Source organism: Alcanivorax jadensis T9, from assembly GCF_000756655.1.
Lineage (GTDB): Bacteria > Pseudomonadota > Gammaproteobacteria > Pseudomonadales > Alcanivoracaceae > Alcanivorax > Alcanivorax jadensis.
On record NZ_ARXU01000005.1, the window covers coordinates 115999 to 142013 of the forward strand.

Genomic DNA, 26015 nt, shown 5'->3' on the forward strand with positions numbered 1-26015 from the left:
CCTGTATCCGTCCCAGGCTAGCTAGGCCGGAAACGGGCGTAAGCCCACCCCCGCCGAACTGGCGGGGGTGCCTCTAACGAGTGAATCTCATGACCTATCAAAGCTTTGAAGACCTGATCTCTGCCATGACGCAGGAAGTCTGTGACAACATGCGCCGCGCTATTGAAACCGGCAAATGGGCGGATGGCCGGCCGCTGACCCGGGAGCAGCGTGAAACCTGTCTGCAGGCAGTGATTGCCTGGGAGGCAAAGAACCTGCCCGAGGAGCAACGCTCAGGCTATATGGAGCAGCAATGTAAGAGTGGGGAGGGCGAGCCAGAGGAGCAGCCGGTGACCCTGCGTGCGCCGGATCGACTTCAGTAGACCTGTTCTCTCTCTCGGGCGGTGACTGGCGGGTCGTCGCCCGGATACCGCCTATCGGACCAACGTCAAGTTTTTCCTGTCAAAGACCGTTGGTGCTCTTCCAAACATACTGTATTCTTCCTAGGTGACAACTCTGCTGTGTAGGTTAGCCGGCCTAGATTCGGCGCACAGGGACGATGTCTTTCTGGCTGCGTTATGGGAGATTGCGGCGCAGACAGAAATAAAAAAGATAACAAACGGTTTGGGAGAACCCATGCATATCTACAAGAAAGTACTGCCTGCGGCAGTGGCCTTGGCACTGGCGGCCTGTGGTGGCGGCAGTGATACCGTTCCTGATCAGAGTGAGGGTGCTACCCAAATCGGGACTTTTCCCCGCTTTGACCCGCTTGCATCCGATCTGCCGTTGAATACCGATATTGTCTTCGCGGCAGCAGCAACCAGTGATGGTACTGCAGACGTGGGCGCTCCCACCAATCCGGTGGAAGCGGCAATTAATGGCCTGGACGGCTTTTCTACCAGCGCTTATTTCGATATCGGATTTGCCGGCGGTAGCATTGATCCAGCGAGCCTCTGTACGACGTTGGCTCAGGCGATGGCGCAGTGCGCTTCACCGAATGTTTTCCTTATCCCGCTGGATACTGGTAGCAATGATGCACTGGATCCCGCCAATATCGTCGGCGTTCAGGCTCCGGGTAACTGGCCCGCTGCCAGCGCTGAGGTAGTGTCTCTGGATGGCGGCACCAACAATGTGCTGCGTGTGATTCCTCAGGAGCCTTTGCAGGCCAAGACCAAGTATCTGGTATTTGTTACCAATGGCGTCCTGGACAGTGCTGGTGACCCGATTACTCCGTCCAGCAGCTACAATACGCTGGGTGAAACGACTCCGGCTGTAACTCCCGCTCTGCAGCCGGTACGTGATGCTATCGCAGGCTGGGAAACTATTGCTTCCGGTGTCCTGCAAACGCTTTCCGGCGGTGCTATCAGTGCCGAACAGGCAAAAGACAGCATTGCCATTTCCTACACCTTTACGACCACGGATCCCCAGGCGCCACTGGTTGCCATGGCGGCACCTCGTGCAGCACTGGTTCAGGCGCAGGTTGCTCTAGGCATTGCTGGCGGCACAGCCGTTGCAAACTCTACAGGACTGGAAGCCCTGGGGCTGTTGAGTACCCCCAAGGCTCGGGATAATGACATTGCTGCAGCAACTGCCGTTGATCTCAATGTTCTGACGGGTGGAGCGTTGCCTGCTGGCGTCGGTTCTCTGTATACCGGCTTTATCAAGCTGCCGTACTACCTGACTACGCCCGATACCACCATGAAGATGAGTTACACCCAAGATAGCTGGGTGGCCGATCAGACGCTGGGTGGGGCATTAAGCGCAGAGTTGCCACCAGGTGCACCGGCATTGCCGCCTGTGGATGCCGATGGCGTGACCTATAATGTGACCTACCGATACCCGTTTGCGGCGCAGAAGAGTGTCGAGTCGGTGCCGTTGCAGGTCACATTGCCTGAGCCGGATCATGTTCCAGCGAACCCGGCTTTTGGCGGCGCAGACTGTCAAACGGCACGTCCTGCGGGTTACCCGGTGGTGATTTATATCCACGGTATTACCAGTGACAGGGCGTCCGTGGTGGCGCTGGCCCATACTCTGGCATCCGTCTGTGTTGCAACAGTGGCGATTGATTTGCCGCTTCACGGTGTGACGAGTGGAAACCCTCTGGGCGCCTTGCTTGGCGCTGATGCTGTCAGCTCCGCTTATGACCCGGCAGACGTCCCTGTCGAGCGTCACTTTGGTGACCCGGGTGGTTCCGGTGCTCAGTTCATCAATCTGGGAGTGCTCAATAACACTCGCGATAATATGCGCCAGTCTGTCATGGATATGTTGAACCTTAATGCCAGCCTGGACAGCATCAGCACCTCATTGAATGATGCGGGTCTGGGAACTCTGGATACCACCAATGTGAAAACGGTAGGTGTTTCTCTTGGCGGTATTGTCGGTGCGGTGTACGCCACCGTGAATCAGAGGGCGATTGGGTTTGAAAGCCTCACCGGCTTTACCAGTAATCTGAAGCCTCTTGATGGGCTGGTGGTTTCCGCCGGCGGTAGCCAGCTGACCCAGATCCTGAACAATTCGCAGACCTTTGGTCCGGTGATTGAGGCAGGCCTGGCAGCAGCGGGCGTTCAGAAGGGCACCACAAACTTCGAACGCTTCCTGTATGTGGCTCAGAGCGCAGTGGATTCCGGTGATCCGGTAAACTTTGCTGAAACCCTGGGAACCCTCGGTGTGCCGGTACTGGTACAGCAGATTGTCGGTGGTGGTGATGCTTCAGGCCTGGCTGATGCCAAGGTCTATACTGCCGACAAGGTAGTGCCAAATAGCGCCGCTGGTGCGCCACTGGCAGGTACGACCCCGCTGGCAGCCCTGCTTGGTGCCGGCCAGGTTGGCCCAGGGCCTGTGGATGTATCCGCTGCTAACGCTCTGGTAAATCTGACCATCGGTCATCACGCTTCACTGCTGCGCCCCAACGAGGTAAGTGGTGAAATGCCCACCAATGGTGAGAATGTGGCGACTGCAGAACTGCAGACCCAAGTAGCTAGCTTCGTATTGGCGCCGGCATCCACGGCTGTTGGTTCTGCACCGAATGGTAGCAATACCGCGGCTGCCTTTATCGAAGCCCCATAATGGCTGTATTACCGGGCTGATCTTCAGCCCGTGAAATGGCATAGTCACAACACCTCGCTCTGCGGGGTGTTGTCGTTTTTGTCTGCCCCTTTTGTTTGGAGTCTTCCATGGATAGCCCGCAAGCTGATGTGAAAACCACTCGCCTGGCTGATTATACGCCACCGGATTTTCTTGTAGACCATGTGGAGCTGGACGTGGACTTACGGGACGGTCAGACCCGGGTGACCAGCACTATGCAGTTTCGCCTAAACCCTGAGAATACACGGGAAGGTGGTAGTGATCTGATTCTGGACGGTGAGTGCCTGGCGCTTGAGTCGCTGGCAATCAATGGTGAGCCTGTTGCGGAAAATCGATACCGCTATGAAAAGGACAAGTTGACCATCGAAAGCGTCCCTGAGACTTTTTCGCTGACGTCTGTAGTGCGGATAGAACCGGAAAAAAATACTGCGCTCGACGGTCTCTATCGTTCCAATGGCATGTACTGCACCCAGTGCGAAGCGGAAGGTTTTCGTCGGATTACCTTTTTCCCTGATCGGCCGGATGTATTGGCCCGGTTCACGACCACGGTGCGGGCCGACAAGAAGCGCTACCCGCTGCTGCTATCCAATGGTAACCCGGTAGAACAGGGCGAAGAGGGCGATCGCCACTGGGTGACCTGGGAAGATCCGTTCCCGAAACCCTGCTACCTGTTTGCGCTGGTGGCCGGTGATCTGGCCTGTCTGGAGGACAGCTATACCACCGGTTCCGGTCGCCAGGTGTCGCTGCGCCTTTATGCGGAGCACCGCGATCTGGACAAGCTGGACCACGCCATGCTGTCGCTGAAGAATGCCATGCGTTGGGATGAAGACACCTACGGGCGTGAGTACGACCTGGATATCTATATGATCGTGGCGGTAAGCCACTTCAATATGGGGGCCATGGAAAACAAGGGTCTCAATATCTTCAATACTTCCTGTGTGCTGGCTCACCCGTCTACTACCACCGATGCCGGTTTTCAGCGGGTGGAATCCGTGGTGGCCCATGAGTATTTCCATAACTGGTCGGGTAACCGGGTCACCTGCCGGGACTGGTTTCAGCTCAGTCTCAAGGAAGGCTTCACCGTATTTCGAGACCAGCAGTTCTCGGCTGATATGAACTCAGCCGCGGTGCAGCGGGTGGAGAATGTGGACTTTCTGGTTAACCACCAGTTCCCGGAAGATCAGGGGCCCATGGCGCATCCTGTGCGCCCGGCGGAATACCAGAAAATTGATAATTTTTACACGCTGACGATCTATGAAAAGGGCGCCGAAATTGTCCGTATGCAGTATCACCTGGTGGGGCCGGAAGATTTTCGTCGCGCCACTGACCTTTACTTCGATCGTTTTGATGGCCAGGCGGTCACCTGTGATGACTTTGTTGCCTGCATGGAGGAGATCTCCGGGCGGGATCTGACCCAGTTCAAGCGCTGGTACAGCCAGGCGGGTACGCCGGTACTGACCGTGACAGATCGCCTTGAGAATGACCGGTACCAGCTCACCTTCCGCCAGCACACTCCTCCGACACCAGGGCAGGCGGAGAAACAACCGCTGATGATCCCGGTGCGTCTGGCCTTACTGGACGAAACCGGCGAGCCGGGATGAGGAGGGCAGTCGGGAGAAGGTCATTATCCTCGACAGGGAAGAGCAGACTTTCAGCGTTGATGCCGCTGGGCCGGTTACCCCTTCCTTGTTGCGGGGCTTTTCTGCGCCGGTGGTGCTCGACTACGCCTTCGATCATGGCCAGTTATCTCGCCTGCTGGCCCACGATAGTGATGGCTACTGCCGCTGGAGTGCTGCCCAGCGGCTTTACTTCTCCGCGCTGGATCGGCTGGTGAAAGGGGAGGGGGCCGCCGCAGCTGAGGCGCAAGCGCTGGTGCCCGTATTGGAGCAAGTGATCGGTCGGGCCGATGAAGATCCGGCTCAGGCTGCTCTGTTGCTGTCACTGCCTGGTGAAGTGGCCCTTGGCGACAGGCATACCCCCCTGGATCCTGGCGGAATCCATGCTGCCCACCATGCCATGAAGCAGGCCTTGGGCAAGGCGTTGCAGGGCCACTGGCTGTCACTGGCAGAGAATCTGATCGCTACTGAGCTGGAAATGGATGGCCGGGCCATGGGGCGCCGCCAGTTGCGCAATCTGGCGCTGGATTATCTGGCAGCGTCCGGTCACCCGGAAGCACAGCGTCTGGCAGCGGAGTTGTTCGAGTTACCGCTGTGTATGACCGAAGAACTGGCTGCGCTGCGGGTGCTGGTGCACTACAACCTGGCCGGGGCAAACCAGGCGCTGGCCCAGTTCGCTGAACGCTGGTCCGAGGAAGCACTGGTAATGGATCAGTGGTTTGCAGTTCAGGCCTCCATGCCTGGGGAGCAAAGCTTGTCCCGAATAGAGGCGCTGATGGCGCATCCAGCCTTTGACTGGACTGTCCCGAACCGGGTGCGAGCGTTGGTGGGCACCCTGGCTAACGGTAACCCTTCGGCCTTCCATTCCCAGGACGGGGAGGGGTACCGTCTGTTTGCTGCGGCACTGACTCGTCTTGACGGGATCAACCCGCAGATTGCAGCCCGGTTGGCTAATGCGGCCGCACGTCTGCCAAAGCTGGAAGCGGTGCGCCGTGAGCATCTAGCCTCAGCCTTGTTGACGGTCAAAAAGCAGGCTTCAGATAACCTGAGAGAGGTGTTGGGACGGATACTGGAGGCCTGATACGAGTGGCACTGGCATAAGTCGCGCCCCGAAGCTTTGCTTGCAAAGCTCCTACGGGTGAATCAGGCAACGGGGCTCGGGTCACGTTAATGCCTTCAGGCTGATAGCGGGATTGGTCAGTGCGCACAAAAGTAGTGACTAGCTGGTCGTTAAATGTACACTGAAGGGGGATTTCTTTTTGGTCCCGATATGTAAGAATTAAGACTTAGTCTGGGTGACGGCGTGCATCGGATGGAATGATGGGACCGGTACACAAGGGAGAAGCCGCCACCGGGGCAAGAACAATAAAGCCATACATGGCAATTCGGAGAGCTACATGAATAATAACCCCCTGCGCAAAACCAGGTTAGCGATGGCTGTTGCTGGTGCTGCAGCACTTACCAGTTTGTCACTTCCTGCCTCTGCAATTCAGCTTCAATTCGATAATCCTGACTGGACCGGTCGACTGGATACTGCCTTGTCCGTGGGTGCGTTGTTCCGCACAGAAGGGCAGGATCGGATGCTGGCTGCCAACGGTGATGTGGTTGACATGACCCTCAGAGGCTATGGCTCCCAGGTCAACAAGAACGATGCCAACAACAACTTCGATACTGGTCTGGCGTCTCTGGTTTACAAGATCACCCCGGAGATGGATTTGAGCTGGCAGGGGCGTTACGGCATGTTCGTCCGTGCCACGGCGTTCCACGATCAGCAGATCATGGGCGGTGGCCATGATGGCGGCGCTCTGATGAAATCAGGCCCCTTCGTGCCGGGTAACGGGTTTACCCGTTATGCGACCTATTCCGATTATGCCAATAACGGTATCGGGGATGATTTCAACCGTGATGCAGAGCGTTATGCAGGCCAGCGGGCTCGTATGCTGGATGCTTATGTCTGGGGCAGTTTCGATCTGTTCGAGAAGCCTCTGAATGTGCGTCTGGGCCAGCAGGTAATTAACTGGGGTGAAGCGCTGTTCATCCAGGGTGGTGTTAACACTGCCAACTACTTCGATCTCAATGCACTGCGCTTGCCAGGTTCTGAAATCAAGGAAGCCCTGTTGCCGCTGGATAGCTTGTACTTTTCCTACGGCCTGACCTTTAACGCGACACTGGAAGGCTTCTATCAATTCGAGTGGGAGAACTCCGAAGACGCACCAGCGGGGACCTACTTCTCTACTCATGATGCATTCCCTGGTAGAGGCGCTGACAACGTGATTATTGATGGCCGTGTTGTAGCCCTCGGCGCTGGCGCACCGGGTCTGGAAAATGCATTTGCTGCCTATACGGCTCAATTCGGGCCGGGTTACGAGTACGAAGCTACTCAGGTAACGGTTGACCGAATTCGTGATGAGGATGCGAAGGATGGCGGCCAGTTTGGTTTGGCCTATCGTTACTTTGCAGAAGCTCTGAATGGTACCGAATTTGCGCTTTACTATACCCGCACCCATGCACGTACGCCTGTAGTGGGTTCCCGCATCAACAAGATCAACACCTCTGGCCTGGCTGGTGTTCCGGAAACCATCGATACCACTGAATACCAGATGGCTTATGTGGAAGACCAGGACATGTTCGGTGCCAGCTTTAACACCGTTGTCGGCTCCATGTCTCTGGCGGGGGAACTGGCTTACCGGCCCAAGCGTGCGATTATCAATGAAATCGGCGACAACCTGATCCAGTCACTGGCTGGCGCAGCCGCAAACCCTGCACCAACCCTCGGCAGTCTGACTCAGCATTGTGTGCGCGCTGAACTTGGCGGTAGCTGTCTCAATTCCAACTCTCCCGTGCAGGAAGGCCAGCTCTACTACTTCTACGACGAAGTGGAAAGCTACAACGGCTCCCTGGTCAGTATTTTCAACTTCGGCCCTACTTGGGGTACCGATGGTTTGGTGGCCCTGCTGGAACTGGGCGTTGAGCACATCGAAGGCCTTGAGAATCCGGAGCTGGAATATAACTCCACCGCTGCCATTCTTGGCTCTGAAGCCCAGATCCTGAGCCCGGATGACCCCAATAAATATAATCTGGATGATACATCCTGGGGTTACCGTGCGGTTCTGAGAGCGAACTACAACAATATTTTTGCCGGTATTTCCATGGCGCCCAGCATCCGACTTGCCCACGATGTGAGTGGCAACTCCCCGATCGGCGGCAATTTCATGGAAGATCGCAAAGCTGCCACGCTGGGGCTGGATTTTGTGTACCTGAACAACCTGGAAGTGGGCATGTCTGCCACCAGCTTCTGGGGCGCCAAATATTCCAACAAACTGGCGGACCGGAACAACGCTACGGTTTCTGTTAAGTACTCTTTTTAATTTTTTCCGGGTCGGGATTCCGGCCCGTTTATTCGGAGAGCAATCATGTTGAAGAAATTGACCGCCATGGGCAGCGCGCTTGCGCTGTCACTGAGCGTAGCGGCCAATGTGCAGGCTGCCGTGTCCGCACAGGAAGCGGCAAAGCTGGGCAAGTCCCTGACCCCCTTCGGGGCCAACGTCAGCGGTAACGGCAAAGCCGTGTCCACTGGCCTTGGCATCCCTGATTGGACCGGCGGTATCCAGAAGAAGGATATCCCCAAGGAATATACCCGGCCCGGCCAGCACCATCCGGACCCCTACAAGAATGACAAAGTGGTATTCACCATCACCGCCCAGAACCTGTCCAAATATGCCGACAAGGTGCCTGATGGTGTGCAGGGTATGCTGAAAACCTACCCGGATACCTTCAAACTCAATGTCTACCCAAGTCACCGCTCTACCTCTGCACCGCAGTGGGTCTACGACAACACCAAGAGCAACGCCACTCGCGCCACTCTGGCGGAAACCGGCGTTGACAAGGCGTTTGGTGGGATTCCTTTCCCGATTCTGAGCGGTAGCAATGAAGACAAAGCACAGCAGGCGATCTGGAACCACATTCTTCGCTGGCGTGGCCTGTATGTGGTGCGTCGTGCTTCCGAAGTAGCGGTGCAGCGTAACGGTGCCTACTCCCTGATTACTTCCCAGCAGGAAGTGTATTTCCGCTACTACGATCCCAAGTACAACTTCGACAGCCTGGACAACATCATTTTCTACTACCTGTCCTTCACCAAGGCGCCAGCGCGTTTGGCCGGTGGGGCCGTGTTGGTCCATGAAATGCTGGACCAGAAACAGATGCCGCGTCAGGCCTGGGGTTATAACGCTGGTCAGCGCCGTGTCCGTCGGGCGCCGAACCTGGCCTATGATACCCCCATCGCTGCTGCTGATGGTCTTCGTACCGCCGATGACACCGATATGTATAACGGTGCCCCGGACAAGTACAACTGGAAACTGGTGCATGAAAAGCCGGTGGAAATGTTTATTCCCTATAACAATTACAAGATGGACAGCCCTGACGTGAAATACGAAACCCTGCTGCAACAGGGCCACGTCAACCCGGACTATCAGCGCTGGGAACTGCACCGTGTATGGGTCGTGGAAGCTAACCTGAAAGAAGGTGAGCGTCATATCTACGCCAAGCGCCGTTTCTACATTGATGCAGATTCCTGGCAGATCGCCGCCATCGACCAGTACGACCGCCGTGACGAACTGTGGCGCGTGAGCCTGGCCTACATCAAGAACTACTATGAAGTGCCAACCCAGTGGACCGCGCTGGATGTGTTCCATGATCTGCGTGCCCAGCGTTACCACGTACAGTTCCTGGATAACGAAGAGCCGTCCATTCTGGATTATAGCCAGCCGGTACCAGATGATCGTTACTTCCATCCGGCCGCATTGCGCCGCCGCGGACGGTAATGACAAGAAAAAGCTGACCGTTTAACGGCACAGCACTGGCAACGCGACCGGGAACCGACGGGCCATCATCTAGGGCTCCAAGTCCCCGGTCGTTTTGCAATTGGCTCCGTCAAGGAGCCTTCGGGAAGAGATGGGACAATGAGAAAAACACTTTTGCTGGCTGTTGCAGCCATGCTGTCTGCCCCTTTGCAGGCACAGTTTATTGATAACAAGTCGCCGCTGGTTACAGCCAACAACTATCTGGATCTGGCTAACGCCAATGGCCGGATTGTGGCGGTGGGTGACCGCGGCAAAATTCTTTACTCCGATGATGATGGGGATCACTGGCAGGCAGCCAAAACCCCTGAAGAGGTGCTGCTGACAGCGGTTTGTTTTGCGGATGCCCGCAACGGCTGGGCCGTGGGCCATGATGCAGTGGTACTGGGTACCCGTGATGGCGGAGAAAGCTGGACGCTTCAGTACAGCGATCCGCTGGGTGGCAGTGATGATAGCGAGCCGGCTGATGAGAGCATGGATGATCTGTCCATGGACGACATCTATGGCGACCCCTATGAGGACGATGCCTACGGGGATGATCTCTACAGCGATGATCCTTACGAGGAAGCCGCCGCTGCACCCGTCGATACCTCCGGTGCGCCGCTACTAGATGTGCACTGTGAAAGCCGTGACAAGGCAGTGGCAGTGGGTGGTTATGGTTATTATCTGGAAACCTCCAACGGCGGTGAGACCTGGAACAAACGCACCGCTGCACTGAGTAATAACGATGGTTGGCATCTGTACGGCTTTGCGGCCGCTCCCGCTAGCAACGATCGCTATCTGGTTGGTGAAAAGGGCGTCATCTTTCGCTCTTCGGACAAGGGCCAGAACTGGGAAGCGTTGACCAGTCCCTATGACGGGACCTTGTTCGGGGCCACCCCGATATCCGATTACCAGGTGTTGATCTACGGCCTGCAAGGCAATGTGTGGTTAACCGCCAATCGCGGCAGTAGCTGGGCCAAGGTGCCCACCAAGCTGACCCGTGGTGTGAATGACGGCACGGTACTGGAAGACGGCACGGTGGTGCTGGTTACCAATGCCGGCGGCATTCTCACCAGCCACGATGGTGGTCAAACCTTCTCCCTGCGGTTCCTTCCGGACCGTGAATCCATCTCCGCAATTTTGCCCCGAAAGGCAGGCGGCGTTCTTGTCGCCGGCCAGGGCGGAGTGCGTGTGATTGAAGACGTAAAATAAGGGGCACAGCATGTCAGGTCGTATTTCCAAAACCATTGCCGGCGGGCTGTTTTCCATTCGTCCCGTTGTGCTGCTGCTGTTTATTGCAGCGACTGTCTTCCTGGGCTTTCAGGCCAGCAAGATTCAGCTTAATACCGATATCCGCAAAATGGTCCCGCTGGGTCATCCCTATATCCAGAACTTCCTGGAGCACAAGGATGATATGAGCCTGGGTAACGATGTGCGTGTCATCGTTGCAGAAACCCAGAGTGAGGATATCTTCAATCCTGAGTATATGACGGCCCTGAAGGAAATCACCGACGAGGTGTTTGCCCTGGATGGCGTGGATCCCAGCAAAATCAGTTCCCTCTGGACCAGCAATGTACGCTGGAATGAGGTAACCGAGCAGGGCTTCCAGGGTGGTGAAGTGATTCCCGCCGGTTACGATGGCAGCGAAGCGACGCTCGAAGATCTGCGCACCAATGTGCTTCGCTCAGGCCAGGTTGGCCGTCTGGTGGCGGATAACTTCCAGTCCAGTGTGGTGCATGCCCATTTGCTGGATGCGCTGGGTGAAAACGGCGTGGATATTCCCGTGCTGGCAGCGCGTCTTGAAGAGATTCGTGCTACCTATCAGGACAAGTATCCCAACGTTCGAATCCATATCGTCGGCCTGGCCAAAAAAGCCGGTGATGTGATGGCCGCCGCAGAAGAAGTGGCCATGTTCTTCTTCTTCACTCTGGCTCTGATTGCAGTACTGCTGCTGCTGGATACCCGCTGTTTGCGCAGTGCAATGACAGTGACCGTTTGCTCTTTTGTGGCGGTTATCTGGCAATTGGGGATTGTCAGTACGCTGGGCTTCACCATTGATCCTTATTCGATGCTGGTGCCGTTCCTGGTGTTTGCCATTGCGGTCTCCCATGGTGTGCAGATCGTCAACACCCTGGCGAACTACGCTGCAGAAGGGCAGACCCCACTGGATGCGGCGCGTAATACCTTCCAGTCCTTGTATGTACCGGGCATGGTGGCGCTGGTGTCAGATGCCATCGGCTTCCTGACGCTCTATATCATCGATGTGGGCGTGATCCGGGAACTGGCCATGGCGGCCAGTATCGGGGTGGCGGTGATTATCATCACCAACCTGATTGTGGTGCCGATGGTGCTTTCCTACCTGGGTGTCAGCGGTGCATCAGTGCGCAAGATTCAGGCGGGAGAGAAGAAAGAGCACCCGCTGGCCGGGCTGTTTGCCCGCTTTACCCGTAAGCCTTTGGCGGCTCTCTCCATTGTGATCGCAGTGGCCGGTTACGGGGTGGGCATCTACATGAGCCAGGATCTGAAAATCGGTGATCTGGACAAAGGTGCACCAGAGCTCTGGCCGGACCCGTGTGAAGAAATGGATTGCCCGCGCGGTTATGAACCCAAGCCCCGCTATCGCTATAACCACGACGTGAATTTCCTGGTGTCCAACTACTCTGTCAGTGCGGATGTGCTGGTAGTGATGGGCAAGACGCCGGTGGAGTCCTGTAACACCTATCCCGCCATGCAGACCGTGGATGATTTGTCCTGGACCCTGCGCAATGTGGAGGGAGTGCAGGATGTTGTTACCATCTCGTCGGCAACTAAACTGATCTCCACCAACATGAATGAAGGCTCCCTGAAATGGGCTACCATTTCCCGGGACCAGTATGCGCTCAACAATGTCATGAGCTTCATGCCGGACAGCCTCTACAATCTGGACTGTTCCCTGGCCCCGGTGTACGTGTTCCTGGATGACCACAAGGCGGAAACCCTGGACCGTGTGACCGCAGCGGTGGCCGATTTCGCCGAGAAGCGGAACAATGAAGAGGTTATCGAGTTCAAGCTGGCGTCAGGTAATGCTGGCGTGGAAGCCGCCACCAACCAGACCATCGAGGCCAATCAGTATCCCATGCTTGCCCTGGTGTACGCGGTGGTATCGATTCTGGTGCTGATCGCCTTCCGCTCCATTCGTGCGGTGATCTGTATCATCGTGCCGCTGGGGCTGACTTCCATCCTTTGCCAGGCGCTGATGGCGCATCTGGGCATTGGCGTGAAAGTGGCGACCCTGCCGGTGATTGCTCTGGGCGTCGGTATCGGTGTGGATTACGGGATTTATATCTACAGCAAACTGGCTCATTACCTGAAACAGGGTATGGATCTGGAATCCGCCTACCGGGAAACTCTCAAGACTACAGGCAAGGCGGTGGCCTTTACGGGCATCACCCTGGCCGTGGGCGTGATCTTCTGGGCATTCAGTTCCATCAAGTTCCAGGCGGATATGGGCATCCTGCTGACCTTCATGTTCCTGTGGAACATGATCGGTGCCCTGTGGCTGCTGCCCGCTCTGGGCTGCTTCCTGCTCAAGCCTGATGCGGCCCGCGCTCGTCAGAACAGCTAACTGACGCGCTGGTTTCTGTTGGTTATTTTCAAGCCCGGCTCTGCCGGGCTTTTTTTGTATTGGTAAAGTCTGGGCTATCTGGCAAACCCCCTGGTTCAGTTGGAGCCTTTTTCACAAGGCGAAGATTCCCGCCCAGCCAGATTCTCTAAGGCGGCGCGAGCTCGTACTACCCCAGGCTGTCCGACACAAAACATCGAAGTGACGGGGTAGCTTGGCTATAATGCCGGCCATTATCACAATCCGGGTTGTCCCATGCTGTACTCCCTTGCTCGCCCTCTGCTGTTTTCCTTGTCTGAAGAACATGCCCATGAGCTGACTCTGGCCATGCTGCGCAAGCGGGCGGGCAAACTGTGGCCAGGCAGTGTGCCGGCATCCCCGCGGGAAGTGATGGGCATTGAATTCCCCAATCCGGTGGGCCTGGCAGCGGGCCTGGACAAGAACGGTGACTGCATAGATGGTCTGGCGGATCTGGGTTTCGGTTTTATCGAGGTGGGCACGGTAACCCCGCGTCCGCAGCCGGGTAACCCCCAGCCCCGCCTGTTCCGTCTGCCCAGCGCCGAGGCGCTGATCAACCGCATGGGGTTCAACAATCTGGGGGTGGACTATCTGGTCGGTGCGGTTAAACAGAGCCGCTACAAGGGCGTGCTGGGTATCAATATCGGCAAGAACAAGGACACCCCGGTGGAAGACGCGGTTCAGGATTACCTGAGCTGTCAGCAGAAAGTCCACGCCTATGGGTCCTACCTGGTGGTGAATGTCTCCTCACCGAATACTCCCGGCCTGCGTAGCCTCCAGCACGGCGACGCGCTGAATGCATTGCTTGGCACCTTGCGCGAAGCTCAGACCCGTCTGGATGCGCAGCATCGTCGTCGGGTACCGTTGGTAATCAAGATTGCTCCGGACAACAGTGAAGAAGAGCTGCAGGCCATGGGCGAAGCGTTTGTGCAGCACGGCATCGACGGTGTTTGTGTGGGTAACACCACCCTGTCTCGCGAAGGGGTACAGGGGCTCCCCAAGTTCGATGAGCAGGGTGGCCTTAGCGGTGCCCCCCTGAAACCCATTGCCAACCAGGCACTGGCTACAATGAGCCAGACCCTGAAAGGGCGAATCCCGATAATCGGGGTAGGGGGTATCAATAGTGCCGCGGACGCGCTGGAGAAGCAGCAGCTGGGCGCCGACCTGGTACAGATTTACAGCGGCTTGATCTATCAGGGGCCGGGCTTGATCGGCGATATCGCCCGCGCCTGGCCCAAAGCTATCTAACTAAGCTAAGAGCTATGCTGCTTGGATAGGGAAGGTCTGGAAAGTTCCGAGCCTTCGTGATTTCTTACGAAGCCGCTGTAGGAGCCCATGCTTGCATGGCGAACCGTGCGAAGCACGACATCGTCCGAAGGACGATCAAAGCTAGAAGCTGGAAATTAAAAAGGGCCCGGGAGGGGCCCTGTGAGTCGGCGCTTGATGCGCCGGCGGGGTGTTGAACGGGTTTAAGGTGTTAGCCGATATTTTTCAGGTTCTGAATGCTGGATACCCCCAGCATCCCATGTGCGAAATCGGTGCGACCTTCGCGCCAGCCGCCCATCCAGTTGGTGCGTGCACTGAGGGCGCCAAACGGGCATTCCTCACGAGATTTTCCATCCAGGCCGGCGTTGTATCCCCGGCTGTAGGCGCGGTCGTCTTTGTTTCTTTTTTGTCGCTTCATAGACGCTTTCCCTTTCACAGATAGCGGTAGTGAAAATGACCCCTGGCAGAGAACAAGGCCAGTTATTGGGGTCGACTCATTCAGTATGGGAAAGCGCTGGGGTAGTGTCGAATATCATGTAGCAATATGGTTCGTGCCTGTTAAGCATATGACGTATAAAGGACAGCTTGACGACGATTTGTGTAACGCATTGAAAGTTAAATAGTTAATTTTACCGTTACGCATAAAACAGTCACTTACGAGGTATCAGTAATGGAATTTGTGGCCACCAGCATGCCCGGTATCGCCGAGTTGCTGGCCGATGAACTGTCGTCACTGGGCATATCGGTAACAGAAACCGGTCGTGCCCATGTGGCATTTACCGGCGGTACCGCGGATGCACTTCGGGTCTGCCTGTGGTCGCGGCTGGCGGAACGGGTGCTGTTGTCCCTGGCGACCCTCGGGGTCACCCCGGATATCGCACCGGAAAAGCTGGCTGCCAGCCAGGACTGGCTGTCTCTGGTGGGCAATGATGCGCCGCTGCATATCCATCTTGAGCACGGACCGGGTGTTCGTGGTGATAACCGCATCAGCACCAAGCGCTTTATTCAGGCCCTGCCACCACAATTCACGGTATCCCGGGATGCCCGTGGCAGTTGCTGTATCCGTGCCCGGCTGGATCCCAATGAAGCCCATCTGTGGCTGGATCTGGCCGGCGATCCCTTGCATCGGCGTGGTTACCGGTTGGCCGGTGGTCGGGCGCCGCTTCGCGAAACTCTTGGCGCAGCCATGCTGTGGGCCGCCGGCTGGCGCCAGGGCAATCATCCGGCAGTGTTAATGGACCCGTTTTGCGGCTCCGGCACCCTGTTGATAGAAGCCGCGCAGATCGCCGCCGGCTGGGCAGCGGGTGCCCAGCGCCAGCATTATGGTTTCCAGCAGTGGCGGGCGTGTCGCCGTCAGCTCTGGCAGGATGCCATGGAGGAGGCCGCCGAAAGCGCCCGCCAGCCGCTTCCTGAGATGTCCCTGAAGGGATTCGACGTGGACGGCCGGGCTATCCAGCTGGCCCAGCAGAATGCCGAGCGGGCGGGGGTTCGTCAGGCCATTCATTTTGAACGTCGGGAACTGGGCGCCCTGCGTTCCCGGGATTTTGCCGATCAGGGCCTGTTAGTAGCTAACCCGCCCTGGGGCGAGCGTCTGGATGAGCAGCAACAAGCTGGCTGGCTGCATTTCGCCCTGGGCCGGTTGCTGGCCAAACTGGCGCCGAACTGGCAAGCGGTGTTGTTGGGCGCCGACGCGGAAGTGATGGATCGCTCCGGTATGGATCTGCAGAGCCAGTGGCGACTGAAGAACGGGCCGTTCAATAACTTCATTCGTCTGTACCACTCTCGCCAGCCAGCGCAAGTGGAGGTGGTGACGATTGCTGAGTCATCCGCCTTCGAGGTGCCGGAAGGGGCCCAGCCGCTGGTGAACCGCCTGCGCAAGAATGGCAAACACCTGCGCCGCTGGCTGGAACGCGAAGATATCCAGTGCTATCGCCTCTACGATCGGGATCTGCCCGAGTTCAATGTGGCCGTGGATATCTATGGCGATCAGGTACTGGTGCAGGAATTCAAGGCGCCGAAAACCGTGGACCCGGAGAAGGCCAAACAGCGACGGGATCTGGCAGTGACCGCTGTTCGCGCGGCCCTGGGTGTACATCGCGAACAGGTGCACCTGCGAACCCGGGAGCGTCAGAAAGGCAATCAGCAGTACCAAAAGCTGGATGGCCAGGGGCGTTACCGGTTGGTGCGAGAAGGCCAGGCTCAGCTGCTCATCAACCTGCAGGACTATCTGGACACGGGTCTGTTCCTCGATCACCGTCCCACGCGGCTGAAAATTGCCGAGGAAGCCAGCGGCAAGCGCTTCCTCAACCTGTTTGCCTACACCGGCTCGGCCACCGTGCATGCGGCTGTTGGCGGCGCCAAGCGCACTGTTACCGTGGATGCTTCCAAGCGCTATCTGGAATGGGCAGCCTGCAATCTGGCCGCCAACGGCTTCTCCACCGAGCAGCATGAGCTGGTGCGCGCCGATACCATGCGCTGGCTGGACGAATGCCAGGAACAGTTCGATCTGGTGTTCTGTGATCCTCCGACCTTTTCCAACAATAAGTCGCGCAGTGACTTCGTGGTGGAAGAGCACCATGGGGAGTTGATCCGCAAGATCATGCGTCGGCTGGAGCCGGGCGGGGTACTGTATTTTTCCTGCAACTACCGGCGTTTCCAGCTCGACCCGAGTATCAGCAAATGGTATCAGGTAGAAGATATTTCCCGCTGGAGCATCCCGGAAGATTTTCGCCGCAATGACAAGATTCATGTCTGCTATGCCATTCGGCATGTGGAGGACTGATGAGCGTAGTGCTTTATACCACGGTGGGCTGTCACCTCTGTGAACAGGCCTGTGAACTGGTCGCCATGGTGTCACCGGACCTTACGCTGACACTGGTTGATGTGGCCGAGGACGATGAGCTGCTGGCCCGCTATGGCGAACGCATTCCCGTGCTGATGAAAGAGGGGCGGGAGCTGGGTTGGCCATTCGGTCTACTGGATGTGCAGCAGTTTCTGGCAGGCTGAGTGATTGATGCGGGCTTCACAGCGGCAAGATCATCATTGCTGTTATGGAAACGATCAGCCCCAAAAAACTGCACAAGCGCAAGGCCGATGAAGTCGAGATTTTCTCGGCCTGCCTGTCCGTGTGCACCGTCAAAGTCCGCTTCGCGGATACCTGGTACTGGGTGACCGACGACAGCGGTAAAATCATGCGCTTCAATGGCCCCGAGCACGCCAATAACCAGCTTCAGACCCTGTCTACCGACTCCGCACATTTGCTCCATCATTCTGCCCATGCGGAAATGGTCGGTCAGCCGGAAGGGGAGGTGATCCCTCCGCTTCGTGTGCGCTTTCACTGGCGAAGCCAAGCCTGACCTGTTGGAGTCTTGCTCGCAAGGGGAAGGCTTGAGCCTGGTGCCATTACCTGCTCAAGAGAGATTTCGCTTTGTGAGCAAAGCTCCAACGGTTTCGGGTTTCGGTTATCTGAACAGCACCCGCGCATTATCACTCGTCATACCCGCCACCCGGGCCACATCTTGTCCCCGTAAACTCGCCACCCGCTTACCTATCCAGGGTAACAATGAAGGCTCGTTGCGCCGCTTTTTCGGGGGCGCTTCCGGCAGATCCCGGGGTAGCAGATAGGGCGCGTCGGTTTCCAGCAGCAGCCGGTTATCGGGGATGTTGTGTACCAATTCCGCCAGCGGCTTGCCGCGGCGCTCATCGCACACCCAGCCGGTGATGCCAATGTGGCAATCCAGATCCAGATAATCAAAAAGCGCCTGGCGTGATCCGGTAAAGCAGTGCACGACCGCACCGACAAGGTGATCCCGGTAGGCTTTCAAAATGGGCGCGAAGCGTTCGTGGGCATCGCGCTCGTGGAGAAACACCGGAAGCTGGTATTCCACTGCCAGGGCCAGCTGGGCCTCGAAGGCACGTTCCTGATCCGGGCGTGGGGAAAAGTCACGATTGAAATCCAGGCCCATTTCGCCGGCGGCTTTTACGCTGTGGTGGCTTAACAGTTCCCGCATCTCCTTTTCCAGGGCCGGGGAATAGAAGCGGGCGCTATGAGGGTGAAGGCCAGCGGTGGAAAACAGATCATCGTGCTGGCTGGCCAGCTCCATGGCCTGGCGGGATTCGTCCACATTAGTGCCGGTGAGAAGTTGCCAGTTCACCCCGGCAGAACGGGCCCGCTCAAGTACCTCATCCTGATCATCGCGGAACTGCTTGTCGGTCAGATTAACGCCGATATCAGCCCAATGGGGAATGTCGGTCTTGAAGTGAGTAGTGTGAGGTTCTTGCATCAGGGGCCTGCTCCGCCAGTTGTTCGCGCAGGGATTCTACCCGACGACGGTTGGCACCTAAATCCCAGTAGCCGACCCGTGATGCGGAGCGTACCTCTACCACGCCGTCTTCACGAATATAGAATGTCACATCATCCACGAAACGCAGCAGTCGGCTGGAGAAGCGGGCCTGGATACGGGACTGGCCGACCACATCGAACTCGACGCGGTCAAGTTGCCGCAGCAGGGCCTGTAGGCGAGTCATGCTGGCCTGGCGAGTTTCTGCTACCTGCAGAGGCGCCACCCGGCGATCTTCGTCTTTGGCCAGGCTGGAGACGCAGTTGGGCGAATCCGGGCAGGGGGCGAGCAGATGCGTATCGGACATGGCGGCAACACTCATAAATAGCAGAATGGCACTAGAAAGAATTCGGATCACGGATCAACCCCACGAAAATACCCTCGATGATCAGTTGATCAGCCGGCACCTTGATCGGCTCATAAGCCTCGTTAGCCGGTAACAGGGTGGCGCTGGACTTGTTTAACTTTAGGGTCTTTACCGTGACTTCTTCGTCAATGCGGGCAACCACGATCTCACCGGAACGGGCCACGTTGGATTTGCGTACGGCGATCAGGTCGCCATCGAAGATGCCTGCCTCGATCATACTGTCGCCCTGTACCTTCAAGAGGTAAGTGGGGCGTTGCTTGAACAGCCCCTGGGGCACCGGCACGGTACGTTCCACATTTTCGATGGCCTCGATGGGAACCCCGGCGGCCACTTTGCCGACTATCGGCAGTTCTTCTTCCGACCAGTAGGCGTTGTCGAGCAATTGAATGCCACGGGAGCGGTCACTGTGGAGTTTGATAAAGCCCTTTCTTTCCAGGGCTCGCAAATGGTCAGAGGCGGCATTCTTGGACTGAAAGCCCATGATGTCGGCAATTTCCGCGCGAGTGGGTGCCATACCGGTATCGGCGATGCATTCGCGGATACAGTCCAGCACCTGTTGCTGGCGATCGGTGAGTTTGCTGCTCATAACCTTCTCCATGTTTCCCGCAGGATTTCGGTTCCATACCCGGGCGTCATCGACGCTTCTGGCTAACCAGGCTGTCAGCCAAGGCTGACAAACAGTGCTACAAAACCGATGCTAGCATAGGTACTGATAATATGAACAGTGCTATTTGAACAGTTGTGGCGGGCTGAATTTTACCAGTTTCGGGAGGATATCGTTGCCCTGTGGTAGCGGTGGCACTAGCATATTGCAGGGAGCATCTGAATGGTTGCGGGTCTTTGTGTTGATTCGCCCGGCAGGCGGAAGCTTCGATAATAATTCCATCAGACCTGGGGATAGTAGATGGAGCAGGCCAATAATAATGACTTCGGCCAACAACGGATCCGGCAGCTGTTATCCGGTGTCCCGTTTTTCAATGAAATTGCCCGTGATGATCAAAGCGAATTTGCCCAGCTTGAGCAGAATACCGGCCTTTGGGTAGCCGGTTCCGGTGACACTGTGATTCGTGCCGGGGATGTGGATTCCACCCTGTATTTCCTGCTGCGAGGGCAGCTTGAGGTGCTATCTGATACGACTGGAGACGCGCCGCTTTATTACGTATCGCCGGGGGAGGTTTTTGGCACTCTTTCCATGTTGCTCGGTACTCCCCGCAGCGCCACGATCAAGGTGTCAGAGACGGCCCGCGAAGCGGTATTGGTGAGCCTGGATTTCAATGAATTCAACGAGGATGACAGCCCTTATTCATTGAGTACCCGGCTGGCGTTCTTCCACATGATCGTTCACCACATCCGCTGGACCCTGGAAGTCAAACGTATGCAGTCGCCGGACCATGAGCTGGTCCAGTCCATGCGCAAGCTACCGGTGTTTCATGGAGAAAAAGGCACCCGGGAAGAACTGGCCGCCCTCAAGGTTCAGGCCCAGGGACTGGCGGAGCTGCTATGTCGCTGGAACGAGGAAGGGCCGGAAGGGACAGGGGCGTTGCAGCTCACTTGAAGGCAGTGAATAGTTAACAGTTTCGCGGAACAGGTTTTCTGTTTTGTGAACGTAAGAGGCCGCGTCCAGGGGATGGACGCGGCCTCTTACGTTTCAGTCAGGGATGCGCCGGCACGCGCGCTATTAGCTATTAGCTATTAGCTATTCACTGTTAACTATTAACTGCCTTTCTGATCGACCTTAACCGCCAGCACATCACAATGCGCCCCCGGTACCAGGCCGCGGGCAGTTGAGCCCAGTAGCAGGGCCAGGCCGCTGCGGGTGTGGCTGCCTACCACGATCAGGTCGGCGTCCAGTTTGTCGGCCTGATCGAGGATGGTCTTCTCGATGGAACCCAGCTCCACATGGACATTATCGGCGGGTATCTGGTAGCGGCCGGCATAGGTGTCGGCGGTTTCCCGGGCCTGTGTCATTAGCCCGCTTTGCAGGTCGGTCACATCCATGGGCACATCGGCGCCATAGGCCAGTGCCAGTGGCTCGATCACATGGATCAGATGCAACTCTCCGTCGTTGCCGGAGAGCACCCCGGCCGCCCGGGATAGCACCTGGGCAGACTCGTCACTGCAATCAATGGCGACCAGAATTCGGCGATAGGGGCTTGTCACGGTTCTCTCCCTGAAATGGTGTCTTTTCCGCAGTATAACGCTCTTTGGGCGGCTTGCCAGAACCTGTTTCTCACTGGGAGGGTTGCCCAAGACCCTCTCTCTGGTCTACTACTAAAAAAGGACGGTCGGTGACAGCAGAGCTTGACCCGGCCATACCGGCGCTGTCTAAATAGCGCCCGAAGAAGACTGGCGCCGCCTGTGTGACCGCCATATCGGGGCACTGTAGTCGGTGCGCTCTGTTCAACAAACCGCCGCCATTGAGAACCTGAGAATGGGAAAAACTCTTGTTATTGTGGAGTCGCCTGCCAAGGCCAAGACCATCAACCGCTACCTGGGCGACGACTTCGTAGTGAAGTCCAGCGTCGGCCACGTACGCGATCTGCCGGTCAGTGGTGGCTCCAAGAAGAGCACCCCTCAGGAACGCGCCAAGGAAGCGGCCTACACCCGCTCCCTGCCCAAGGAGGAGCGCGAAGCCTATAAAAAGAAGAAGGCCAAGGCCCAGTTGATCAACCGTATGGGCGTGGACCCGGAACATGGCTGGAAGGCCCATTACGAGATTCTTCCCGGCAAGGAAAAGGTGATTGATGAACTCAAACGTCTTGCCGCGAAAGCCGACCGCATCTATCTCGCAACGGATTTGGACCGCGAAGGGGAGGCGATTGCCTGGCACCTGCGGGAAGTGATCGGTGGTGACGATACCCGCTTTGACCGGGTGGTGTTCAACGAAATCACCAAGAAAGCCATCCAGGCCGCCTTCGAGCAGCCCGGCAAGCTGGACCTGAGCCGGGTGGAAGCCCAGCAGGCTCGCCGCTTCCTGGACCGGGTGGTGGGCTTCATGATCTCGCCGTTACTGTGGGAAAAGATTGCCCGTGGCCTGTCCGCCGGCCGGGTGCAGTCCGTCGCCGTGGAACTGGTGGTGGAGCGTGAGCGGGAAATCCGTGCCTTCATCCCGGAAGAATTCTGGGAAATGCACAGCGATACCCACAGCGAGCAGGGTGAAGCCCTGCGTCTGGAAGTGGCCAAACACAAGGGCGTGAACTTTCGCCCGGACAATGGTGACGACGCGGAGCAGCACCGCCAGGCGTTGCAGCAGGCCGGCACCCTCACCATCAGCCAGCGCGAGCAGCGACCCACCCGGTCGAAGCCTTCCGCACCCTTTATTACCTCCACCCTGCAGCAGGCAGCCAGCACCCGCCTCGGTTTCGGGGTGAAGAAGACGATGATGATGGCCCAGCGCCTTTATGAGGCCGGCCATATCACCTATATGCGTACCGATTCCACCAACCTGAGCAGTGATGCGGTAGCCGCCTGCCGGGAATGGATTGGCGAGAAGCTGGGTGACAAATACCTGCCCGAGAAGCCGCTGTCCTACAGCAGCAAGGAAGGCGCTCAGGAAGCTCACGAAGCGATCCGCCCCTCTGATGTGCGCCGCACTTCCGATTCTCTCAAGGATATGGAGCGTGATGCCCAGCGTCTGTACGAGCTGATTCGCCGTCAGTTCATTGCCTGTCAGATGCCGCCGGCGGAATACCTGAGCTCCACGCTCACCGCCACCGGCAATGACTACGAGTTGAAGGCCAAGGGTCGCATCATGAAATTCGACGGTTGGACCCGTATCCAGCCGCCGGCCTCGCGCAAGGGCCAGGAAGATACCCTGCTGCCGGATGTGAAAGAAGGCGACAAACTGACCATCAATCAGGTGGACATCGATCAGCATTTCACCAAACCGCCGGCACGCTTCACTGAGGCCAGCCTGGTGAAAGAGCTCGAGAAACGCGGCATCGGGCGCCCATCAACCTATGCAGCGATCATCTCCACCATCCAGGATCGTGGTTATGTGCGCCAGGATAACCGCCGTTTCTATGCGGAAAAGATGGGCGATATCGTCACCGACCGGTTGACGGAAAGCTTCCCCAATCTGATGGATTACAGCTTTACCGCCCGGATGGAAGAAACCCTGGATGAAATCGCCGAGGGCCGCCGCAACTGGCAGGATGTGCTCGACGATTTCTATCGCGATTTCGTGGGCAAACTGGAAGCCGCCCAGGGCGAGGGTAGTGGCAAGCAGGCCATCGGCGGTATGCGTGCCAACCTGCCCACCGACACTGACATTGATTGCCCCAAGTGCGGCCGTCCCATGCAGATCCGCACCGGTTCCACCGGGGTCTTCCTGGGCTGCTCGGGCTACAGCTTGCCGCCGAAGGAGCGTTGCACCGCCACCCTGAATCTGCTGCCGGGCGAAGAAGCCGAGTCGGTCAATGCCGATGACGAGGAAGCGGAAGCCAAGGAACTGCGCAACAAGAAGCGTTGCCAGAAGTGCGGCACGGCCATGGAAAACTACCTGATCGACGAAAAGCGCAAGCTGCACATCTGCGGTAATAACCCGGACTGTGACGGCTACGTGATCGAGAAGGGCGAGTTCCGCATCAAGGGCTACGATGGCCCGGTGCTGGAGTGTGAAAAGTGTAGTCACGAGATGCAGTTGCGCACCGGCCGTTTTGGTAAGTTCTTCAAGTGCACCAACGAAGAGTGCGGAAATACGCGCAAACTGCTCAAGAGTGGCGAGCCGGCACCGCCGCGGGCGGACCCGATTCCCATGCCGCACCTCAAGTGCGAAAAATACGATGACGACCACTATCTGCTGCGCGACGGTGCTTCCGGCCTGTTCATGGCGGCGAGCAAGTTCCCGAAAAACCGGGAAACCCGGCCACCGCTGATTCTGGAAATCCAGAGTGTTGCCGAGCAGCTCGATCCCAAGCACAAGTACCTGGCCGAGGCGCCAGCGAAAGACCCGGACGGCAATCCCGGGGTGCTGCGCTACAGCCGCAAGGCCAAAGAGCAGTACGTGATGAGCGAGATCGACGGCAAAGCCACTGGCTGGATGGCCTTCTATCGGGACGGCAAATGGGTCGAGGAACAGACCAAAAAGGCCCCGGCGAAGAAAAAAGCCGCCGCGAAGAAGAAAGCGGCAGCTAAAAAGAAGGCCCCGGCAAAGAAAAAGGCCGCCACCAAGAAATCCTGACCGCCGTTATTTGTAGGAGCTATGCTTGCATGGCGAACCGGCTCGCGACGGCCATGTTTTTTCGCCATGCGAGCATAGCTCCTACGGTCAGGTTAATCCGTTATACCCATAGTATCTGCGAGTCTTCTCATGTCCCGAATGGTCCGAGAAAATGCCGTCAGTGGTCTGCGTGAGCGGATCTACTTTGCTCAGGCCCTGCTGCGCCAGCTCACCCGTGAACAGGCGGGTGCGGTGCCTGCGGTACGCCTGGCCCTGCGCGGTGCCGTGGTATTTCATCTTTATTCGGCGCTGGTCGGTCTGGCTCGCCAGTCTGCCAGCACTTATCAGGTAGCTGGTGCCGACCATTTGTTCAGCCTGGCCGCCCTGGTTCAGGCGTTTCGTGACTCTGAAGTGGAAGCACCGGAAATGGCCATCCTCGGCCAGGCACTGGCCGACCGCGCAGACCTGATCGCCTGGCTGGACGGTGAGATGCAGAACGCCATGGGCGCTGCCGGCCTGGCCCGCCGCCCAACCCCACCCAGCGACGCCAACGCCCTCAACCTGATGGCGGAAGACCGCTATGCCCCCCTGGCAGAAGGCGACATGGAGCGCCTGAGCAACGCCATCCAGCGGGTCAGCGAGCTGGTGGAGCATTGTGTGGGGTATCTGGAAGAGTGGTGAAGGCAGTTGTCAGTTGATAGTGGACAGTTGATAGCTACGCGATTGAATGCGGTCTGCGCCTTTAACGCATGAGCCCGCGCCCATACCCTAGGCGCGGCCTAATGCGCTGGAAATTAAAGCATTACTCTGAACGCGAGCTATCAACTGTCCACTATCAACTGCCAACTAATTTTGGCCCCTTCAGCATCCCCCTTTCCGTTATCCTCCCTATCATGGTAAACACACTGTTACCCATAGCGGTGTGATCAACACAACAACCAAACCGAGGTTCACCATGAAAGTTCGCCTGCTGCTGGCCGGCCTGGCTCTGGCCTGTGCCGTTCCTGTTCTCCACGCCCAGACGCCGGAAGAGAAAGGCCTGGAAATTGCCCGTGAAGCGGATCGTCGCGGGGAAGGGTTTGGTGACTTTCAGGCCGACATGCGCATGGTGCTGATCACCCAGCGCGGCGATACCTCGGAGCGGGAGCTGCGGGTCAGTACCCTGGAAGGGACGGGCGAGGAGGGTGACAAGAGCCTGACCATCTTCGATACCCCTCGCGATGTGCGTGGCACCGCCTTGCTCACCTACAGTTACAAGACTGGTGATGATGATCAGTGGCTGTATCTTCCTGCCCTGCGCCGGGTGAAGACCATCGCCTCGCGCAACAAGTCCGGCCCCTTCATGGGCAGCGAATTCAGCTTTGAGGACATGCGCGGCCAGGAAGTGGAGAAATACACCTACAAATACCTGCGTGACGAGCCCTGCAGCGAGCTGACCTGCTTTGTCATGGAGCGGTATCCCACCGATGAGAATTCCGGCTACACCAAGCAGATCGCCTGGATCGACCAGAAGGAGTATCGGACCTGGAAAGTGGAGTACTACGACCGCAAGGAAAGCCACCTGAAAACGCTCACCATGAGTGACTTCGCCCGGTACCAGGACAAATTCTGGCAGCCCGGCAAGATGGCCATGGTCAATCACCAGACCGGCAAGGCCACCGACTTGTTCTGGAGCAACTACCGCTACGACACCGGTCTGAGCGAAGCGGACTTCAACCAGAACAGCCTGAAACGGGCCCGTTGAT

At 57.5% G+C, this 26015-nt stretch carries 21 protein-coding genes; 16 read left to right on the plus strand and 5 right to left on the minus strand.

The genetic code is table 11. The features are described 5' to 3' along the window. Window positions 1–89: 89 nt before the first annotated feature. The 9 genes from T9A_RS08650 (at window position 90) to T9A_RS08685 (ending at window position 14384) form a co-directional block, all read left to right on the plus strand. Window positions 90–362, plus strand: coding sequence for a YeaC family protein (locus tag T9A_RS08650; protein ID WP_035247134.1), 273 nt, complete (start codon window positions 90–92; stop codon window positions 360–362). Window positions 363–615: 253 nt separating this feature from the next. Further along, window positions 616–3045: a hypothetical protein gene (locus tag T9A_RS08655; protein ID WP_052042695.1), complete on the plus strand. Its 2430-nt coding sequence runs from the start codon at window positions 616–618 to the stop codon at window positions 3043–3045. A 107-nt stretch (window positions 3046–3152) separates the two neighbouring features. Beyond that, entirely contained in the window at window positions 3153–4664 is a 1512-nt protein-coding gene (gene pepN, locus T9A_RS17270) for an aminopeptidase N (RefSeq protein WP_232222049.1), read from the plus strand. Between the two features lie 85 nt (window positions 4665–4749). Then, the gene (locus tag T9A_RS17275) at window positions 4750–5760 is read left to right on the plus strand and encodes an aminopeptidase N C-terminal domain-containing protein (protein ID WP_232222050.1); all 1011 of its coding nucleotides are present in this window, start codon (window positions 4750–4752) and stop codon (window positions 5758–5760) included. A 316-nt stretch (window positions 5761–6076) separates the two neighbouring features. Beyond that, window positions 6077–8047 (plus strand): DUF1302 domain-containing protein, encoded by a 1971-nt coding sequence (locus tag T9A_RS08665; RefSeq protein WP_035247136.1) that lies wholly within the window; start codon window positions 6077–6079, stop codon window positions 8045–8047. A gap of 45 nt (window positions 8048–8092) precedes the next feature. After that, window positions 8093–9499 carry a DUF1329 domain-containing protein gene (locus tag T9A_RS08670; RefSeq protein WP_035247139.1) on the plus strand — a complete coding sequence of 469 codons (1407 nt, stop codon included), beginning with the start codon at window positions 8093–8095 and terminating at the stop codon, window positions 9497–9499. A 138-nt stretch (window positions 9500–9637) separates the two neighbouring features. After that, window positions 9638–10729 carry a WD40/YVTN/BNR-like repeat-containing protein gene (locus tag T9A_RS08675; RefSeq protein ID WP_035247140.1) on the plus strand — a complete coding sequence of 364 codons (1092 nt, stop codon included), beginning with the start codon at window positions 9638–9640 and terminating at the stop codon, window positions 10727–10729. A 10-nt stretch (window positions 10730–10739) separates the two neighbouring features. Then, entirely contained in the window at window positions 10740–13121 is a 2382-nt protein-coding gene (locus T9A_RS08680) for an efflux RND transporter permease subunit (protein WP_052042698.1), read from the plus strand. Window positions 13122–13373: 252 nt separating this feature from the next. Continuing rightward, the gene (locus tag T9A_RS08685; protein ID WP_035247142.1) at window positions 13374–14384 is read left to right on the plus strand and encodes a quinone-dependent dihydroorotate dehydrogenase; all 1011 of its coding nucleotides are present in this window, start codon (window positions 13374–13376) and stop codon (window positions 14382–14384) included. A gap of 229 nt (window positions 14385–14613) precedes the next feature. On the opposite strand, the gene rmf is transcribed toward T9A_RS08685, so the two are convergent. Further along, the gene (rmf, locus tag T9A_RS08690) at window positions 14614–14820 is read right to left on the minus strand and encodes a BatR family protein (RefSeq protein ID WP_035247144.1); all 207 of its coding nucleotides are present in this window, start codon (window positions 14818–14820) and stop codon (window positions 14614–14616) included. A gap of 252 nt (window positions 14821–15072) precedes the next feature. Here rmf and rlmKL point away from each other — a divergent pair, with 252 nt between their 5' ends. The 3 genes from rlmKL to T9A_RS08705 are packed head-to-tail and all read left to right on the plus strand — an operon-like array spanning window position 15073 to window position 17758. Further along, entirely contained in the window at window positions 15073–17184 is a 2112-nt protein-coding gene (rlmKL, locus tag T9A_RS08695; protein WP_035247147.1) for a bifunctional 23S rRNA (guanine(2069)-N(7))-methyltransferase RlmK/23S rRNA (guanine(2445)-N(2))-methyltransferase RlmL, read from the plus strand. Further along, on the plus strand, window positions 17184–17408 hold the full coding sequence (locus T9A_RS08700) for a glutaredoxin family protein (protein ID WP_035247149.1): 225 nt from the start codon (window positions 17184–17186) through the stop codon (window positions 17406–17408). Before rlmKL ends, T9A_RS08700 begins: the two co-directional genes overlap by 1 nt. A gap of 44 nt (window positions 17409–17452) precedes the next feature. Next, a complete protein-coding gene (locus T9A_RS08705; RefSeq protein WP_035247152.1) occupies window positions 17453–17758 on the plus strand; it encodes a DUF6482 family protein in 306 nt (101 codons plus the stop codon). A gap of 105 nt (window positions 17759–17863) precedes the next feature. Here T9A_RS08705 and T9A_RS08710 read toward each other — a convergent pair whose 3' ends face one another. From T9A_RS08710 to lexA, 3 genes are read right to left on the minus strand one after another with little or no spacing between them, the layout of a single operon-like run. After that, the gene (locus T9A_RS08710) at window positions 17864–18685 is read right to left on the minus strand and encodes a TatD family hydrolase (protein WP_052042700.1); all 822 of its coding nucleotides are present in this window, start codon (window positions 18683–18685) and stop codon (window positions 17864–17866) included. After that, a complete protein-coding gene (locus tag T9A_RS08715; protein WP_052042703.1) occupies window positions 18633–19049 on the minus strand; it encodes a DUF1499 domain-containing protein in 417 nt (138 codons plus the stop codon). The genes T9A_RS08710 and T9A_RS08715 overlap by 53 nt, the downstream gene beginning before the upstream one ends. Before the next feature lie 31 nt (window positions 19050–19080). Continuing rightward, a complete protein-coding gene (lexA, locus tag T9A_RS08720) occupies window positions 19081–19695 on the minus strand; it encodes a transcriptional repressor LexA (RefSeq protein ID WP_035247154.1) in 615 nt (204 codons plus the stop codon). Between the two features lie 318 nt (window positions 19696–20013). On the opposite strand from lexA, the gene T9A_RS08725 reads away from it, so the two are divergent. Beyond that, window positions 20014–20664, plus strand: coding sequence for a Crp/Fnr family transcriptional regulator (locus T9A_RS08725; protein ID WP_035247157.1), 651 nt, complete (start codon window positions 20014–20016; stop codon window positions 20662–20664). A gap of 158 nt (window positions 20665–20822) precedes the next feature. Here T9A_RS08725 and T9A_RS08730 read toward each other — a convergent pair whose 3' ends face one another. Continuing rightward, a complete protein-coding gene (locus T9A_RS08730; RefSeq protein WP_035247160.1) occupies window positions 20823–21269 on the minus strand; it encodes a universal stress protein in 447 nt (148 codons plus the stop codon). A gap of 271 nt (window positions 21270–21540) precedes the next feature. Between T9A_RS08730 and topA the strand changes: the two genes are divergently transcribed. From topA to T9A_RS08745, 3 genes are all read left to right on the plus strand, one after another. Beyond that, on the plus strand, window positions 21541–24291 hold the full coding sequence (gene topA, locus T9A_RS08735) for a type I DNA topoisomerase (protein ID WP_035247162.1): 2751 nt from the start codon (window positions 21541–21543) through the stop codon (window positions 24289–24291). 129 nt (window positions 24292–24420) lie between these two features. After that, window positions 24421–24951, plus strand: a complete 531-nt coding sequence (locus T9A_RS08740; protein ID WP_035247165.1) for a DUF6586 family protein — start codon at window positions 24421–24423, stop codon at window positions 24949–24951. Window positions 24952–25225: 274 nt separating this feature from the next. Further along, window positions 25226–26014, plus strand: coding sequence for an outer membrane lipoprotein-sorting protein (locus T9A_RS08745; RefSeq protein WP_035247168.1), 789 nt, complete (start codon window positions 25226–25228; stop codon window positions 26012–26014). The last annotated feature ends 1 nt before the right edge of the window (window position 26015 follow it).

Excerpts from the sequence above, each read along its gene's own strand:
- T9A_RS08650 (WP_035247134.1), top strand. The coding sequence starts at position 90 with ATGACCTATCAAAGCTTTGAAGACCTGATCTCTGCCATGACGCAGGAA.
- T9A_RS08655 (WP_052042695.1), top strand. The coding sequence starts at position 616 with ATGCATATCTACAAGAAAGTACTGCCTGCGGCAGTGGCCTTGGCACTG.
- pepN (WP_232222049.1), top strand. The coding sequence starts at position 3,153 with ATGGATAGCCCGCAAGCTGATGTGAAAACCACTCGCCTGGCTGATTAT.
- T9A_RS08665 (WP_035247136.1), top strand. The coding sequence starts at position 6,077 with ATGAATAATAACCCCCTGCGCAAAACCAGGTTAGCGATGGCTGTTGCT.
- T9A_RS08670 (WP_035247139.1), top strand. The coding sequence starts at position 8,093 with ATGTTGAAGAAATTGACCGCCATGGGCAGCGCGCTTGCGCTGTCACTG.
- T9A_RS08675 (WP_035247140.1), top strand. The coding sequence starts at position 9,638 with ATGAGAAAAACACTTTTGCTGGCTGTTGCAGCCATGCTGTCTGCCCCT.
- T9A_RS08680 (WP_052042698.1), top strand. The coding sequence starts at position 10,740 with ATGTCAGGTCGTATTTCCAAAACCATTGCCGGCGGGCTGTTTTCCATT.
- T9A_RS08685 (WP_035247142.1), top strand. The coding sequence starts at position 13,374 with ATGCTGTACTCCCTTGCTCGCCCTCTGCTGTTTTCCTTGTCTGAAGAA.
- rmf (WP_035247144.1), bottom strand. The coding sequence starts at position 14,820 with ATGAAGCGACAAAAAAGAAACAAAGACGACCGCGCCTACAGCCGGGGA.
- rlmKL (WP_035247147.1), top strand. The coding sequence starts at position 15,073 with ATGGAATTTGTGGCCACCAGCATGCCCGGTATCGCCGAGTTGCTGGCC.
- T9A_RS08700 (WP_035247149.1), top strand. The coding sequence starts at position 17,184 with ATGAGCGTAGTGCTTTATACCACGGTGGGCTGTCACCTCTGTGAACAG.
- T9A_RS08705 (WP_035247152.1), top strand. The coding sequence starts at position 17,453 with ATGGAAACGATCAGCCCCAAAAAACTGCACAAGCGCAAGGCCGATGAA.
- T9A_RS08710 (WP_052042700.1), bottom strand. The coding sequence starts at position 18,685 with ATGCAAGAACCTCACACTACTCACTTCAAGACCGACATTCCCCATTGG.
- T9A_RS08715 (WP_052042703.1), bottom strand. The coding sequence starts at position 19,049 with ATGTCCGATACGCATCTGCTCGCCCCCTGCCCGGATTCGCCCAACTGC.
- lexA (WP_035247154.1), bottom strand. The coding sequence starts at position 19,695 with ATGAGCAGCAAACTCACCGATCGCCAGCAACAGGTGCTGGACTGTATC.
- T9A_RS08725 (WP_035247157.1), top strand. The coding sequence starts at position 20,014 with ATGGAGCAGGCCAATAATAATGACTTCGGCCAACAACGGATCCGGCAG.
- topA (WP_035247162.1), top strand. The coding sequence starts at position 21,541 with ATGGGAAAAACTCTTGTTATTGTGGAGTCGCCTGCCAAGGCCAAGACC.
- T9A_RS08740 (WP_035247165.1), top strand. The coding sequence starts at position 24,421 with ATGTCCCGAATGGTCCGAGAAAATGCCGTCAGTGGTCTGCGTGAGCGG.
- T9A_RS08745 (WP_035247168.1), top strand. The coding sequence starts at position 25,226 with ATGAAAGTTCGCCTGCTGCTGGCCGGCCTGGCTCTGGCCTGTGCCGTT.